Below are 14,410 nucleotides of genomic sequence, written 5' to 3' on the forward strand. Positions count from 1 at the left end.
GACGCAAGGCGTCAGAAGCCGATCAGCTCATGTGCAGACCGCCGTTGCAGGCGAACTCGGCGCCGGTAGTGAAACCGGAATCCGGGCCAGCCAGCCAGCTGACGATGGAGCCGATTTCTTCCGGGGTGCCCAGACGCTTGACCGGGATGGTCGCCACGATCTTCTCCAGCACGTCTTCACGGATGGCACGAACCATGTCGGTACCGATGTAGCCCGGGCTCACGGTGTTGACCGTCACGCCCTTGTTGGCCAGTTCCTGGGCCAGGGCCATGGAGAAGCCGTGCATGCCGGCCTTGGCCGCGGAGTAGTTGGTCTGGCCAGCCTGACCCTTGGCGCCATTCACGGAGGAGATGTTGATGATGCGGCCGAAACCACGCTCCACCATGTCCGGCACGACCTGCTTGGTCACGTTGAACATGGAGTTCAAGTTGGTCTCGATCACGGCCTTCCAGTCTTCGGGCGTCATCTTGACGAACATGCGGTCGCGCGTGATGCCGGCGTTGTTCACCAGCACGTCGATCGGGCCATGCTCGGCCTTGGCCTTGGCAAAGGCTTCAACGGTGGAATCCCAGTCGCCCACGTTGCCCACGGAAGCGTAGAAGGTGTAGCCCTCTGCCTTCTGCTCGTCCAGCCATTTCTGGTAGTCACGGGTCGGGCCGCAGCCGGCGATGACCTTGAAACCATCCTTGTGCAGACGCTGGCAGATCGCGGTACCAATGCCGCCCATGCCACCCGTTACGTACGCTACTTTTTGAGTCATTGTCGTCTCCTCTGGTAAAAAAATCCGTTGCGTTCCAGTTTAGAAGCGGTGCCCACGGACTTCCGGCACCTCTCCGTAAAAATACGCCTATGGCTTACCCTGAGTGTCCTTCCCACCCAGGGTTGCCGCAGGAAATCACATCAGGCTGGCCTTGGCCTTCACGTAGCGACCCGGAGCCGGCTCGATTTCCTTGTACTTGGTGGAACCGTAGCGCTTGGGCGCCAACACCAGCTTGCCACCCTGCTGCTCCAGCCAGCCCGACCAGTCAGCCCACCAGCTGCCGGGATGCTCGGTCGCACCAGCCAGCCAGTCTTCGTGGCTGGCGGGCAGCTCGTCGTTGGTCCAGTAGCTGCGCTTGTTCTTCTTGACCGGGTTGATCACGCCGGCGATGTGGCCGGAAGCCCCCATCACGAAACGCTTCTCGCCCGGCAGCACCTGGGTGCTGGCATATGCACCTTCGATCGGCACGATGTGGTCTTCGCGCGAACCGTAGATATAGACGGGAATGTCGACCTTGTTGAAGTCGATCTTCTCGCCGCACACCTCGACCGCGCCGGGGGTGATCAACTTGTTCTCGAGGTAGGTGTTGCGCAGGTACCAGGCGTACATCGGGCCGGGCAGGTTGGTCGAGTCGCTGTTCCAGTACAGCAAGTCGAACGGGGGCGGGGTTTCGCCCTTGAGGTAGTTGCCCACCACGTAGTTCCACACCAGATCGTTCGGACGCAGGAAGCTGAAGGTGGTCGACAGGTCGCTTGCCGGCATCAGGCCACCCTGGCCGAACTGCAGTTCGCGCATGCGCACGAAACCCTCGTCGATGAACAGGTCGAGCACGCCGGTGTGGGTGAAGTCGAGCAGCGCCGTCAGGAAAGTGGCGCTGTGCACCGGCTTTTCGCCACGTGCAGCCAGCACAGCCAGCGCATTGCTGAGGATGGTGCCGCCCACGCAGAAGCCCAGCGCGTTGATGTCCGGTTTCCTGGTCAGGTCCTGCACCGTCTTGATGGCGGTGATGGCACCCTTCTCGATGTAGTCGTCCCAGGTGGTCTGGGCCATGCTGGCATCGGGGTTGCGCCAGCTCAGCATGAAGGCGTGGTGGCCCTGCTCGATCAGGTAGCGCACGACGGAGTTGTCGGGCTGCAGGTCGAGGATGTAGAACTTATTGATGCAGGGCGGGATGAACAGGAAGGGTCGCTCATGCACTTTTTCGGTGAGCGGCTTGTATTCGATCAGCTGGAACAGCTCGTTCTCGAACACCACGGCGCCTTCGGTCGTGGCGACGTTGCGGCCCACCTCGAACTTGCTCTCGTCCGTCATGGAGACGTGGCCCTGGCGCATGTCGTGCAGCATGTTCTGCATGCCCTTGGCAATGCTCTCGCCCTTGGTCTCGATCGCCTTCTTCTGCGCATCGGCGTTGAACACCAGGAAGTTGCTCGGTGCGGCAGCGGCAGCCCACTGCTCCACGGCGAACAGCACGCGTGCCTTGGTCTTGGCATCGCCCTGCATGGCATCGGCCAGGCCCATGAGCATGCGGGTGTTGATCAGGTGCAGGGCAGCGGCAAAGCCGGACACGGGCTGCTTCTGCCATTCTTCGCTGGCGAAGCGGCGGTCGGTCGCGATGCTGGGGGGAACCATGCCCTGCATCCACAGTTCGGTCAGATCCTTCATGTAGGCCTGCTGAAGCGCCTGCAGCTTGGTCGGATCGAAGCTGACCTGGGGTGCGCCCGGAACCGAGGGCACCATCTTGGCGAAAGTGCCCATCATGTCGGTCATGGGCATGGCACCCGGCATGCCGAACGGCATGGGCTGGCCCATTTGATGCATGGCATTGGCCCACATGGTCTGCATGGGCTGGGCAATGGCTTCCCAGGGGTTCTTGGGGGTCGTACTCATCGGCTCGTCTCCTTGATTCGGTTGGCAGGAACTCCTGCCCACATCATAGCTGCAGACGCCCACAGCTAACTGACAATATGGTGCTCCGGGGAGTACTCCAGTGTGCCGGGAATCGTCCCGCCGCATACACCAGTTCACAGGCGCTGGCAAAATATGCTGCGTCAGATCGGCTCCACGAAGACAACCATAGTAAGACACAATTTTGATAATTTGAAGGCAAACGAATGTACTTGATCATGTTGGGATGGCTTTATGTGGTCGGAATGGTTGCGCTGACCACCGCCACCCACCCCCGGGGCAGCGTGCTTGAGGCGGTGCTGGTCTTCCTGTTCTTCGGGGTGCTCCCCATGGGACTGGCGTACTACATCCTCGGCCATGGCGCACGCCGGCGCAAACGGCGGCTTGCCGAAAGTGCCGATGCCGATGCCGATGCCGATGCCGATGCCGATGCCGATGCCGATGCCGATGCCGATGCCGATGCCGGTGCCGATGCCGGTGCAGCCGCTACCGCGTCAGAGCATGCTGCACAAACCGCGCAGGGCTCGTTGCAGGACACGGAACCGCCGCACCAAAACCGCCCGCCGGAGAATCGCAATCAGGGCGGTTGACCCGGTCCGGATCTAATGCATCCGTTCGTTTTGCTCCGCGCCCCATGCACCGCACCAGACTGCCTCCCGAAGAGGCCGCGTACTCAGTCGGCCAGCCAGACGGCCGCCGCCATGCGCCCGGTGCGCGGTGCACGCCGGTAGGAGTAAAAACGCCCGGGCTGGCTGAAAGTGCACCACGCCGCGCTGCCATCATTGCCGTGCACCTCCACGCCCTGCGCCATCAGGCGCCGGCGTGCCAGACCAGCCAGATCGGCCTGCCACTTGCCCTCCCGCACCCCCGGCATGAAAAGCTGCGCCGACAATGCATCATGCGCGACGAAGGCATCGCGCACTTCGTCCCCCACTTCGAACGCCGCCTGCCCGATGCATGGCCCCAGCCAGGCCAGCCAGTCCGGGCCTGCGTCCGGATGCCTGTGCCGCAGCTGCGTATTCATCGCCTGCAGCAGTGCTTCGAGCACGCCCGAGCCTCCCGTTCTTGCAAGGCCGCGCCAGCCCGCGTGCGCCGCGCCGACCAGAGGCACCGTGCGGTGGCTGAACAGTACCGGCAGGCAGTCTGCCACCATCACGGTACAAGCGACGCCAGGCACGGTGCTGAAGCAGGCATCCGCCACCTGGCCGTCGGCAGAGGCCGCATCCAGCCGCAATGCCTCGCAGCCGTGCACCTGCTGCAGGAACACCGGATGCATGCCCCCCGCCTGCGCCAGACGGTCGCGGTTGAGCGCTACCGCAGCCGGATCGTCCTGCACGTGATCGCCCAGATTGCAGCTGTCGAACGGCGGCTGCGAAACGCCACCGGCGCGGGTGGTGAACAGCGCCTGCACGCCTAGCGGTGCAGGCCATTGCGGCTGGATCCAGTCGGCGGGAATGGCAGGGCTTGTTGTCATGCCGGCAATGTACCTGATCCTCGCCGGCTGCGCGCGGGGAGCCATGCTCGCGTGGTAAATTAGTCCGTCCAGAGACATACGAAAACAAGACGCCATGACCACCCCGCTGTTCCCGCCCCCGTCCGCCCCGCTGGTTCCCATCGCCGGCAGCACCCAGGCCTTTCCGGTGCACCGCATCTACTGCGTAGGACGCAACTACGAGGACCACGCGAAGGAAATGGGGTTTACCGGACGCGAACCGCCATTCTTCTTCATGAAGCCTGCCGATGCCGTGCTGGTGGCCAGCGGCGATACACCCACGCCCCTGCCCTATCCCACGCTCACGGAGAACCTGCATCATGAAGTGGAACTGGTGGTGGCCATCGGCAAGGGCGGCAGCAACATCCCCGCCGCCGAAGCCATGAAACATGTGTATGGCTACGCCGTCGGCCTGGACATGACGCGGCGCGACCTGCAGAACGCAATGAAGAAGGACGGCCGTCCGTGGTGCATCGGCAAGGGCTTCGACGCCTCCGCCCCGATCGGTGCGATTGTTCCTGCTGCCGAGGCTGGCAACGTGGCGCAAGCCGGCATCAGCCTCACGGTGAATGGCGAAACGCGCCAGAACAGCACGGTCGGCAAGCTGATCTGGAGCATTGCCGAAACGATCGAGCACCTGAGCCGCGCCTGGGCCTTGCAGCCCGGCGATCTGATCTACACCGGCACACCGGAAGGCGTGGGCGCCGTGGTGCGCGGCGACGTGCTGGAAGCCCGCATCGACGGCCTGCCCCCGGTCCACCTGCGCGTTGCCTGACCCTTTCCGGATCACCTGCCGTGTTCACTCCGACCCATCAGCCACCCCGCACCCAGACCCTGTACTGCCGCCACTGCGGCCATGCCACCGAGGAGCGCGTGCCGCCGGACGACATCACGGCGCGCAGCGTGTGTCCGGCCTGCGGAACCATCCATTACGTGAACCCGCTGGTCGTGGTGGGTACGGTGCCCTTCCTGGGCGACAAGGTGTTGCTGTGCAAGCGCAACATCGAGCCACGCAAGGGCAAGTGGACGCTGCCGGCCGGTTTCATGGAGCTCAACGAGACCACCGCGGAAGGCGCCGGGCGCGAGACGGTGGAGGAAGCCGGCGCGGAATTCGACATGGGCGCACTGTTCGGCGTGATGAACGTACCGCGCGTGGGCCAGGTGCATGTTTTCTACCTGTGCCAGCTGCACCACGACCGGTTCGAACCCGGCACCGAAACCATGGAAGCGCGCCTATTTGCCGAAGAGGAAATCCCCTGGGACGAGATTGCCTTTCTCACGGTGCGCCACATGCTGCAGGCCTATTTCGAGGACCGCCGGCGCGGTGTCTTCGACGTGCACACCATGGATTTTTCGGTGAAGGATTTTCCGCCCGATCGCAAGCCGGCCGGCTGATGCCGCCGGCAATGCTTCACAGCTTTTTCTGCATCATCACGGCCGTGCCCCAGGCGGGGTCGAGCGCATAGGGGGCAAAGCCCTCACGCTGGTACAGGCGCATGGCCGGCCGGTTGCCCTCGAGCACTTCGAGCGTGAGCTTGCAGGCCCCGCGCCGGCGCGCTTCCTGCTCCACCAGGGCGAGCATGGACTGGGCCACACCCTGGCCACGATACGCCTGCAGCACCGCCACATCGTGCACATTGACCAGCGGACGCGCGGCGAAGGTGGAGAAGCCCTCGAAACAGTTGATCAGGCCGATGGCACGCGGGCTGCCTGCTGCCGACGCATCCCAGGCCAGCACGCTGAAGGCATCAGGACGGCGGGCCATGGCAGCGACCAGGCCTTGCTTGACCGTTTCCGTCAGCCCTTTGCCGCCGCCTGCGGGATCGCGCGCGTAGGCATCCAGCACATCGACCACGGCCTGGGCATGGACCGGGTTCCCGTAGTCGGCCAGCGCCACCCAAAATGCCGGCTCCTGTCTTGCAGCGCCGCCGCGCTCCGCCGAGAAGGCCGGGGACGCAGCCGAATCCCGTTCCAGCGTCATGCCGCAGGCACCGTGTCGGCAATCAATTTCGCCCAGCTATCGGCCAGCGCCTTCTCGCGGGCCTCCACCATCACGCGCAGCACCGGCTCGGTGCCGCTGGCGCGGATCAGTACACGACCGTCGCTGCCCAGTGCCGTTTCGGCATCGTTGATGGCCTGCTGCAGCGAAGCGCTGTGCTGCCACGGCGTGCCGGGCGCCATGCGCACGTTGATCATGGTCTGCGGGAACAGGCTGGCATCCTGCAGCAACTCGGCCATGGTCTGGCGGCTGCGGGCCACCGCCTGCAGCACCTGCAGCGCACTGACCAGACCGTCACCGGTGCTGTGCTCATCCAGCACCAGAATGTGGCCGGAGCTTTCGCCGCCGATCAGCCAGCCGCGCTTCTGCAGCTCTTCCAGCACGTAGCGGTCGCCCACCTTGGCGCGCACCAGATCCACGCCCTTCTCATTGAGCGCCTGCTCGATCGCCATGTTGGTCATCAGCGTGCCGACCACGCCTTCCACCACGCGGCCCTGGGCCACGCGGTCCATGGCCAGCAGGTAGACCAGTTCGTCGCCATTGAACAGGCGTCCGCTGGCGTCCACCATCTGCAGGCGGTCGGCATCGCCGTCGAGTGCCACACCGTAGTCGGCACGATGCTGCTTGACGGCTTCGACCAGTGCCTCCGGATGCGTGGCACCACAGCCCTTGTTGATGTTCAGGCCATCGGGCTGGCAGCCAATGGAAATCACTTCCGCACCCAGTTCATGGAACACCATGGGCGCAATCTGGTAAGCCGCACCATGGGCGGCATCCACCACGATGCGCAGGCCATGCAGGCTCAGGTCATTGGCAAAGCTGCCCTTGCAGAATTCGACGTAGCGGCCGGCAGCGTCCTTCAGGCGCCAGGTCTTGCCCAGCTTCTCGGGCTCGACACAGACCATGGGCTGCTCGAGTTCGGCCTCCACGGCCTGCTCCCAGCTGTCGGGCAGCTTGGTGCCCTGGGAACTGAAGAACTTGATGCCGTTGTCGGCAAAGGCATTGTGGCTGGCGCTGATGACCACGCCGAGCGAGGCGCGCTGTGCACGCGTGAGGTAGGCCACAGCCGGGGTCGGGATCGGGCCGAGCAGGATCACGTCCACACCGGCAGAGTTGAAGCCGGACTCCAGCGCGCTTTCCAGCATGTAGCCGGAAATGCGGGTGTCCTTGCCGATGATGACGGTCGACCGCTGCGGGCTCTCGCGCTGCAGCACCCGGCCCACGGCATTGGCCAGCTTCATGACGAAATCCGCCGTCAGGGGGGAAGTGCCGACCGGACCACGAATGCCGTCGGTGCCGAAATACTTGCGTGCCTGGCTCATCGAATCTTTCCTGGATTTTTTTGGTTAATCTGTCGATTATCGCATTCGCACCGTGCCGGGAGCGAACACCAGATGAGCCGGCCGTGCGTCAGGCGGCCGACACCCGCGTCATGGCTTCCCATACCGCAAGCGCCTGGCGTGTGGCAGCCACGTCGTGCACGCGCACGATGCGTGCACCCTTCTCCACGGCCAGCAAGGCAGCAGCGACGCTGGCCAGGCTGCGTTCATGCGGCAGCAGACTGCAGCGGTGATCCACATCGGTGATGCCGGGTGGCAGCAGCTCCAGCACCGCGCCCAGGCTGGACTTGCGCGACCAGCCCGCCAGCACGGCATGGCCGCCCTCCTGCAGCACCGCCTGCTGCGCCAGCAGCGCCAGGTTCTGCGGCACCGTCTTGCCGAAGCCGATGCCCGGATCCAGCACGATGCGATCCTTGCTCACGCCCAGGCTGCGCAGCACGCTGGAACGTTTCTGCAGGAATTCGGCCACCTCGCGCACCACTTCCTCCACCGTGCCCTGCATGGGCTGCACCTGCATGCTTTGCGGATCGCGATGCATGTGCATCAGGCAGATGCCGCACTTGCCGTGCTGGGCGACCACCTGCTCACCATCCAGGCCATCCGGGCCGGATTTCCAGCGCAGCGCCCAGATGTCATTGATGATCGATGCCCCCGCGTCCAGCACCGCGCGCATCACCTCCGGCTTGTAGGTGTCGACCGAAATCGGCACCTTGTAGGCCACGGCGGCTTTCACCACCGGCAGCACGCGCTCCAGCTCCAGTTCAAGCGGTACGGCCGGCGAACCGGGACGGGTGGACTCGCCGCCGAAATCCAGGATCGTCGCGCCCTGATACAGCAGCGACTCGGCATGCAGCAAGGCACTGCCCGTGTCGGCATGCTGGCCGCCATCCGAAAAGGAATCGGGCGTCACGTTGACGATGCCCATGATGTGCGGGCGCTGCAGGTCCAGGCAGTAATCGCCAGCCTGCCACAGGGTTTGTTCGGTCATGGAAAGGATCTCCGGAAAACAAAAAAGCGGAGCCGGGGCTCCGCTGGGTGCGTGTGCTGCGCTTACACGCGGGTGGTGGGATTGGGCGTGGGCTTCACCTCGGGAGCGGGCGGCGCCGGCACGGTTGCCGGGGCGGTACCGCCGCCGGAGCCACCGTCGCCACGCGGGGGAACACGCGGCGCCCAGTCCTTGGGCGGCTGCGGCTGACGGCCTTCCATGATGGCATCGAGCTGCTCGCTGTCGATGGTTTCCCACTCGAGCAGGGCCTTGGCCATGGCGTGCATCTTGTCGCTGTGCTCCTCGATCAGGCGGCGCGCCAGATCGTACTGTTCGTCGATGATGCGGCGCACTTCCTCGTCCACCTTGCGCATGGTCTCTTCACTCATGTGCGTGGTCTTGGTGACGCTGCGGCCCAGGAACACCTCGCCCTCGTTCTCGGCATACACCATGGGGCCCAGGCGCTCGCTCATGCCGTACTTCATCACCATGTCGCGGGCCAGGTTGGTGGCGCGCTCGAAGTCGTTGCTGGCACCCGTGGTCATCTGGTGCATGAAGACTTCCTCGGCGATGCGGCCGCCGAACAGCATGCTGATCTGGTTCAGCATGTATTCGCGATCGTAGCTGTAGCGGTCCTGCTCGGGCAGGCTCATGGTCACGCCCAGCGCACGGCCGCGCGGGATGATGGTGACCTTGTGCACCGGATCGCACTTGGGCAGCAGACGGCCGATCAGGGCATGGCCGGACTCATGGTAGGCCGTGTTGCGGCGCTCCTCCTCGGGCATGACCATGCTCTTGCGCTCGGGACCCATCAGGATCTTGTCCTTGGCCTTCTCGAAGTCCTGCATCTCGACCAGACGGGCGCTGCGGCGGGCGGCCATCAGGGCAGCCTCGTTGCACAGGTTGGCCAGATCCGCACCGCTCATGCCGGGCGTACCACGGGCAATGACGGCAGCATTCACGTCCGGGCCAACCGGAATCTTGCGCATATGCACGTTCAGGATCTGTTCGCGGCCGCGGATGTCGGGCAGCGACACATAGACCTGGCGGTCGAAACGGCCCGGGCGCAGCAGAGCGGCGTCCAGGATGTCGGGACGGTTGGTGGCAGCCACCACGATCACGCCGAGGTTGGTCTCGAAACCATCCATCTCGACCAGCATCTGGTTGAGGGTCTGCTCGCGTTCGTCGTTGCCGCCGCCCAAGCCGGCGCCACGCTGGCGGCCGACGGCGTCGATCTCGTCGATGAAGATGATGCAGGGGGCATTTTTCTTGGCATTCTCGAACATGTCGCGCACGCGGGCAGCACCCACGCCGACGAACATCTCGACGAAGTCGGAGCCGGAGATGCTGAAGAACGGCACCTTGGCTTCACCCGCGATGGACTTGGCCAGCAGCGTCTTGCCGGTACCGGGCGGACCGACCAGCAGCAGGCCACGCGGAATGCGGCCGCCGAGCTTCTGGAATTTCTGCGGATCCTTCAGGAAGTCGACCACTTCCTTCACTTCTTCCTTGGCCTCGTCACAGCCGGCCACATCGGCAAAGGTGACAGAGTTGTTGTTCTCGTCGAGCATGCGCGCCTTGCTCTTGCCGAAGCTGAAGGCACCGCCCTTGCCACCGCCCTGCATCTGGCGCATGAAGTACACCCACACGGCAATCAGCAGCAGCATCGGGCCCCAGCTGATCAGCAGGCTGCCCAGCAGCGAGCCTTCCTCGCGCTGCTTCACGTCGAACTTGACGCCGGCATTCAGCAGATCACCGATCAGGCCACGATCCAGATAGGTGGCCGTGGTGCGAATGCGGCGATCCTCGTTGGTGACGGCCACGATCTCGGTAGTGCCGCCAGAACCTTCCTGAATGGTGGCGCTCTTGATCTTGCGGTTATGCACGTCGGCAATGAAATCCGAATAGGCCACGTTGCTGGAGCCGGCCGGTCCGCGCGCATCGAACTGCTTGAAGACGGTGAACAGCACCATGGCCACCACCATCCATACAGCTATCTTGGAAAACCATTGCTTGTTCAAAACCAGACTCCAATACCAATGCAAAACTGGGCACAGTCATGCCGACAGTGCCCATATGGGGGCATTTTAGGACTTTCAAGGCGGATCGCCTGTACCATTTTGTGCGCGTAACCCCTCAATCCGTGCGGTATTGTCCCGGTTTCAGGCTGCAGCAGGCTGCTTCAGCCGCATGCCGACGATGAAAGTCTCCGAAGACTTGTCGCGCGATGCCTTGGGCTTGACCGGCTTGACCACCTGGAAATGCTCCTTGAACAGCTTGACCAGCTGGCTGTAGCCACTGCCATGGAACACCTTGGTTACCAGTGCGCCCTCGGGCTTGAGGTGGCCCTGCGAGAACTCGATGGCCAGCTCGATCAGGTGCGCCACACGCGCCGAATCGGCCGATTCCACGCCGGACAGGTTGGGCGCCATGTCGGACACTACCACGTCCACCTTGCGTCCCTGCAGCGTGGACTGTAGCTGCTGCAGCACATCTTCCTCCCGAAAATCGCCCTGCAGGAACTCCACGCCCTCGATCGGCTGCATGGGCAGGATGTCGAGTGCGATAATCCTGCCATTGAGTGCGCCGACTGCCGCCCCGTCGGGTGACAGCTTGCGCCGCACATACTGGCTCCAGGCGCCCGGCGCCGAGCCCAGATCCACCACCAGGTCACCTGGCTTGATCAGGTGCAGGGATTCGTCGATTTCCTTCAGCTTGTAGGCAGCACGGGCACGGTAGCCCTCCTTCTGCGCCAGTTTCACGTACGGGTCGTTGACATGGTCGTTGAGCCATGCCTTGTTGACTTTCTTGCTCTTGGTTTTGACTTTCATCGGATTTTCCGGCGCAACCGCCGATTCACTGTTTTGAGGATAATACCCCCATGCCGCAAATTGTATTGACCGTGCAGGAGCGCAAGGCGCACCGTGCAGAAGCCCATCACCTGTCGCCCGTCGTGATGATCGGCGCCGATGGCCTCACCCCGGCCGTGCTGAAGGAGACCGACGCCGCCCTCAACGCCCATGGCCTGATCAAGATCCGTGTGCTGGGCGACGACCGCGCCGCACGCGACGCCATGTACCAGCAACTGGCAGACGAACTCAACGCCGCGCCGATCCAGCACATCGGCAAGCTGCTGGTGCTGTGGCGCCCGCAGCCCGAGAAGGAGCGCGAGGTCGACGAGGACCGCATGCCCGGCCCGCGCGAGATCAAGGTGATCAAGAACAGCAAGCGCGGCGGACAGCGTCCCGAAGTGCGCATGGTACGCGTTCTGGGCAATGAGCGCCTGACACCCGGCGGCAAGATCAAGCGCGCCAAGCCGCGCCAGACTTCCGTCAAGAAACGCCAGGGCGACTGATGAGCGAGCAGCAGCGCCTCATCCTGTGCATGAAATGGGGCAAGAAGTACGGCCCCGAGTACGTCAACCGCCTGTATGCCATGGTGCGCCGCCACCTGACGGGCGATTTCCGTTTCGTCTGCCTGACCGATGACGGCCAAGGCATACGCTCCGAGGTGGAATGCTACCCGATTCCCCCGCTGGACCTGCCTCCCGGCATTCCGGAGCGTGGCTGGAACAAGCTGACCACCTTCACGGCCGACCTGCACGGGCTGCAGGGCACTGCCCTGTTCCTGGACGTGGACGTGGTCATCACCGGCTCGCTGGACGAATTCTTCACCTATCCGGGCGAATTCGTGATCATCCACGACTACAAGCGTCCGTGGCGCATCACCGGCAACTCCTCGGTGTATCGCTTCAAGGTCGGTGCGCATCCGGACGTGCTGGATTATTTCCGCAAGCACTTTGCCGAAATCCGCAAGCAATACCGCAACGAACAGGCCTACCTGTCCGACGTGCTGCACAAGCAGGGCAAGCTGAGCTACTGGCCCAAGGCCTGGTGCCCGAGCTTCAAGTACCACTGCATTCCGAACTGGCCCACCAACTTCTGGAATCCGCCCTTCGTGCCCAAGGATGCGCGCGTGGTGATTTTCCACGGCGAATGCAATCCGCCGGATGCCCTCGCCGGCCGCCGCAACCGCCGCTTCCGCTTCATCAAGCCCGCGCTGTGGGTGGATGAGCACTGGCGCGAGTAAGGCAGGCTGGCAGCCGCTGTGCCAGGCTCAGCCCCAAACGACAAAGCCAGCTTCCCAGCTGGCTTCATTGTTTCCGGATCAGCAGTGACGGCAGACCGGCCCGGATACAGTCAGCATCAGCGACAGCAGGCCTGGCTATCAGGGTGCTTCCTGCTCGCCCTCTTCCGGCGCCTTGCTGATGCGCACGAACCAGCGCGAGCCCAGAATGCCGACTTCGTACAGCAGGCACATGGGAATGGCCAACGCCAGTTGCGACAGCACGTCCGGCGGCGTGACAATGGCCGCCACCACGAAGGCCAGCACGATGAAGTAGCCGCGGAAGGACTTGAGTTTCTCGATGGTGACCATCTCGAAACGCACCAGCAGCATCACCACGATGGGCACCTGGAACGCCAGCGCAAACGCCAGATAGAGCGACAGGATGGCCTGCACATAGGAAGCAACATCCGGCGTGGCGGCCACAGAAGCCGGCGTGAAGTGCTGGATGAAGTTGAACATCTTGTCCAGCACGAAGAACTGCACGAAGGCAATGCCGCAGTAGGCGAGCAGGCTGCCGAATATGATCAGCGGCAGCGCAAAGCGTTTTTCGTGCGTGTACAGGCCCGGCGCCACGAAGGCCCACATCTGGTACATGATCCAGGGCAAGGCGCCCAGCACCGCCACCATCATCAGCACCTTGAGCGGGATGAAGAAGGGCGAGAACACGTCCACCGCAATCAGCTTGGCATCGGGCGGCATGTGGGCACGGATGGGCTGGGCAACGAAATTGAGCAGGCCGTCGGGACCCGGGAAAAAGGCCAGAACCAGTGCGACGGCAGCAATACCATAGATGGCATACAACAAGCGGTCGCGCAGCTCGATCAGGTGCTCGACGAAGGGCTGTTCGGTGCCAGCCAGTTCATCGTCCTTGGAATTGGGGTCGGCCATGGTGGGTCAGTGAAATCGTTCTGGCAGTGCTTTGCGCCAGGGGCGCAGCTGCCGGGCTGCCGGTTCGGGCATGGGGGGATCAGAAGCGCTTTTTCGGGCGATGGCGCGCCACGCGTGCCGCACCCGATTGCACATGCGTGCGCACGCCGTTCTGCATCTTGTACCAGCGCGGCATCGCACCACGCTTGACACGCCAGTTCTTGCGCGGCGGCGTGTAGACGGCGGGACGCGGCGAAAACCAGCTGCGGTCGGCATCGGCTTCGGGGTCGGCGGAGGTGAAGTCGCTCTCGGACGGCATGGCGCCTTCGAGGTCGCTGCGCACGGTACTGGCGGTTTTCTCGAAGCTCTGCTCCACGTCGCGGGCAGCGCTTTCGACCGAATCCTTCATCTTGCGCAACTCGTCCAGCTCCATGGAGCGGCTGACCTCGGCCTTGACGTCGTTGACGTAGCGTTGCGCCTTGCCCAGCAAGGTGCCGACGGTACGTGCCACACGCGGGAGCTTTTCCGGCCCGATGACGATCAACGCCACCGTGCCGATCAAGGCCAGCTTGGAAATGCCGAGGTCAATCACGACGCGCCCTGCTCCTCACGCATCAGGACTTGGTCTTGGCTTCCACGTCGATGGCGCTGTCCTGCGCACCGGACGTCTTGTTGGCCACCTTGGGCTGTTCGCCAGCGGGGGTTTCCGGCTCGCTGCCGTCCTTCATGCCGTCCTTGAAGCCCTTGACGGCGCCGCCCAGGTCGGAACCGATGTTCTTCAGCTTCTTGGTACCAAAGATCATGACCACGATCAGCAGCACGATCAGCCAGTGCCAGATGGAAAAAGAACCCATGATGAATCTCCTGTTTCAGTAAATGCGATTGTACGTGTGCCGCGCGTGCCGTGCCGGCCGCCGTTGTTGCAGAACCTTGG

16 protein-coding genes are annotated in these 14,410 nt (G+C 63.7%); 5 read left to right on the forward strand and 11 right to left on the reverse strand.

Features of this window, described 5'->3' with window-relative positions; translation table 11 throughout:
* Positions 1-22 precede the first annotated feature (22 nt).
* Both phbB and phaC read right to left on the reverse strand, forming a co-directional pair.
* Positions 23-760 (reverse strand): acetoacetyl-CoA reductase, encoded by a 738-nt coding sequence (gene phbB / locus KKQ75_RS05780; RefSeq protein ID WP_213360927.1) that lies wholly within the window; start codon positions 758-760, stop codon positions 23-25.
* A 135-nt stretch (positions 761-895) separates the two neighbouring features.
* A complete protein-coding gene (phaC, locus tag KKQ75_RS05785; RefSeq protein ID WP_371686280.1) occupies positions 896-2,647 on the reverse strand; it encodes a class I poly(R)-hydroxyalkanoic acid synthase in 1,752 nt (583 codons plus the stop codon).
* 236 nt (positions 2,648-2,883) lie between these two features.
* On the opposite strand from phaC, the gene KKQ75_RS05790 reads away from it, so the two are divergent.
* Positions 2,884-3,255 carry a hypothetical protein gene (locus tag KKQ75_RS05790; protein ID WP_213360929.1) on the forward strand — a complete coding sequence of 124 codons (372 nt, stop codon included), beginning with the start codon at positions 2,884-2,886 and terminating at the stop codon, positions 3,253-3,255.
* Positions 3,256-3,338: 83 nt separating this feature from the next.
* Here KKQ75_RS05790 and pgeF read toward each other — a convergent pair whose 3' ends face one another.
* Positions 3,339-4,139, reverse strand: coding sequence for a peptidoglycan editing factor PgeF (gene pgeF / locus KKQ75_RS05795; protein WP_213360931.1), 801 nt, complete (start codon positions 4,137-4,139; stop codon positions 3,339-3,341).
* 94 nt (positions 4,140-4,233) lie between these two features.
* On the opposite strand from pgeF, the gene KKQ75_RS05800 reads away from it, so the two are divergent.
* Together KKQ75_RS05800 and KKQ75_RS05805 are read left to right on the forward strand one after the other, a co-directional pair.
* Positions 4,234-4,932 (forward strand): fumarylacetoacetate hydrolase family protein, encoded by a 699-nt coding sequence (locus tag KKQ75_RS05800; RefSeq protein WP_213360933.1) that lies wholly within the window; start codon positions 4,234-4,236, stop codon positions 4,930-4,932.
* A 20-nt stretch (positions 4,933-4,952) separates the two neighbouring features.
* The gene (locus KKQ75_RS05805) at positions 4,953-5,552 is read left to right on the forward strand and encodes an NUDIX hydrolase (protein WP_250131011.1); all 600 of its coding nucleotides are present in this window, start codon (positions 4,953-4,955) and stop codon (positions 5,550-5,552) included.
* Positions 5,553-5,568: 16 nt separating this feature from the next.
* Here KKQ75_RS05805 and KKQ75_RS05810 read toward each other — a convergent pair whose 3' ends face one another.
* From KKQ75_RS05810 to KKQ75_RS05830, 5 genes are all read right to left on the reverse strand, one after another.
* Entirely contained in the window at positions 5,569-6,138 is a 570-nt protein-coding gene (locus KKQ75_RS05810; RefSeq protein ID WP_213360935.1) for a GNAT family N-acetyltransferase, read from the reverse strand.
* Positions 6,135-7,478, reverse strand: a complete 1,344-nt coding sequence (glmM, locus tag KKQ75_RS05815) for a phosphoglucosamine mutase (RefSeq protein ID WP_213360936.1) — start codon at positions 7,476-7,478, stop codon at positions 6,135-6,137. The genes KKQ75_RS05810 and glmM overlap by 4 nt, the downstream gene beginning before the upstream one ends.
* Positions 7,479-7,566: 88 nt before the next feature.
* Positions 7,567-8,484: a dihydropteroate synthase gene (gene folP, locus KKQ75_RS05820; protein ID WP_213360937.1), complete on the reverse strand. Its 918-nt coding sequence runs from the start codon at positions 8,482-8,484 to the stop codon at positions 7,567-7,569.
* Positions 8,485-8,546: 62 nt separating this feature from the next.
* A complete protein-coding gene (gene ftsH / locus KKQ75_RS05825) occupies positions 8,547-10,502 on the reverse strand; it encodes an ATP-dependent zinc metalloprotease FtsH (protein WP_213360938.1) in 1,956 nt (651 codons plus the stop codon).
* 141 nt (positions 10,503-10,643) lie between these two features.
* Complete coding sequence (locus KKQ75_RS05830) at positions 10,644-11,312, reverse strand: RlmE family RNA methyltransferase (RefSeq protein WP_213360939.1); 669 nt, start codon at positions 11,310-11,312, stop codon at positions 10,644-10,646.
* A gap of 50 nt (positions 11,313-11,362) precedes the next feature.
* Here KKQ75_RS05830 and KKQ75_RS05835 point away from each other — a divergent pair, with 50 nt between their 5' ends.
* Entirely contained in the window at positions 11,363-11,836 is a 474-nt protein-coding gene (locus KKQ75_RS05835; RefSeq protein WP_213360940.1) for a YhbY family RNA-binding protein, read from the forward strand.
* The gene (locus KKQ75_RS05840) at positions 11,836-12,570 is read left to right on the forward strand and encodes a glycosyltransferase (RefSeq protein WP_213360942.1); all 735 of its coding nucleotides are present in this window, start codon (positions 11,836-11,838) and stop codon (positions 12,568-12,570) included. Before KKQ75_RS05835 ends, KKQ75_RS05840 begins: the two co-directional genes overlap by 1 nt.
* Before the next feature lie 138 nt (positions 12,571-12,708).
* Here KKQ75_RS05840 and tatC read toward each other — a convergent pair whose 3' ends face one another.
* The 3 genes from tatC to tatA form a co-directional block, all read right to left on the reverse strand.
* Entirely contained in the window at positions 12,709-13,497 is a 789-nt protein-coding gene (gene tatC, locus KKQ75_RS05845) for a twin-arginine translocase subunit TatC (RefSeq protein ID WP_213360944.1), read from the reverse strand.
* A 79-nt stretch (positions 13,498-13,576) separates the two neighbouring features.
* Positions 13,577-14,068, reverse strand: a complete 492-nt coding sequence (tatB, locus tag KKQ75_RS05850) for a Sec-independent protein translocase protein TatB (RefSeq protein WP_213360946.1) — start codon at positions 14,066-14,068, stop codon at positions 13,577-13,579.
* A gap of 22 nt (positions 14,069-14,090) precedes the next feature.
* A complete protein-coding gene (gene tatA / locus KKQ75_RS05855; RefSeq protein ID WP_213360948.1) occupies positions 14,091-14,330 on the reverse strand; it encodes a Sec-independent protein translocase subunit TatA in 240 nt (79 codons plus the stop codon).
* Positions 14,331-14,410: the final 80 nt, after the last annotated feature.

Origin of the sequence: Brachymonas denitrificans (assembly GCF_907163135.1) — a bacterium.
Taxonomy (GTDB): Bacteria; Pseudomonadota; Gammaproteobacteria; order Burkholderiales; family Burkholderiaceae_C; genus Brachymonas; species Brachymonas denitrificans_A.

Coding starts and splice junctions, on each gene's coding strand:
- phbB (WP_213360927.1), bottom strand. CDS start 760: ATGACTCAAAAAGTAGCGTACGTAACGGGTGGCATGGGCGGCATTGGT.
- phaC (WP_371686280.1), bottom strand. CDS start 2,647: ATGAGTACGACCCCCAAGAACCCCTGGGAAGCCATTGCCCAGCCCATG.
- KKQ75_RS05790 (WP_213360929.1), top strand. CDS start 2,884: ATGTTGGGATGGCTTTATGTGGTCGGAATGGTTGCGCTGACCACCGCC.
- pgeF (WP_213360931.1), bottom strand. CDS start 4,139: ATGACAACAAGCCCTGCCATTCCCGCCGACTGGATCCAGCCGCAATGG.
- KKQ75_RS05800 (WP_213360933.1), top strand. CDS start 4,234: ATGACCACCCCGCTGTTCCCGCCCCCGTCCGCCCCGCTGGTTCCCATC.
- KKQ75_RS05810 (WP_213360935.1), bottom strand. CDS start 6,138: ATGACGCTGGAACGGGATTCGGCTGCGTCCCCGGCCTTCTCGGCGGAG.
- glmM (WP_213360936.1), bottom strand. CDS start 7,478: ATGAGCCAGGCACGCAAGTATTTCGGCACCGACGGCATTCGTGGTCCG.
- folP (WP_213360937.1), bottom strand. CDS start 8,484: ATGACCGAACAAACCCTGTGGCAGGCTGGCGATTACTGCCTGGACCTG.
- KKQ75_RS05830 (WP_213360939.1), bottom strand. CDS start 11,312: ATGAAAGTCAAAACCAAGAGCAAGAAAGTCAACAAGGCATGGCTCAAC.
- KKQ75_RS05835 (WP_213360940.1), top strand. CDS start 11,363: ATGCCGCAAATTGTATTGACCGTGCAGGAGCGCAAGGCGCACCGTGCA.
- KKQ75_RS05840 (WP_213360942.1), top strand. CDS start 11,836: ATGAGCGAGCAGCAGCGCCTCATCCTGTGCATGAAATGGGGCAAGAAG.
- tatC (WP_213360944.1), bottom strand. CDS start 13,497: ATGGCCGACCCCAATTCCAAGGACGATGAACTGGCTGGCACCGAACAG.
- tatA (WP_213360948.1), bottom strand. CDS start 14,330: ATGGGTTCTTTTTCCATCTGGCACTGGCTGATCGTGCTGCTGATCGTG.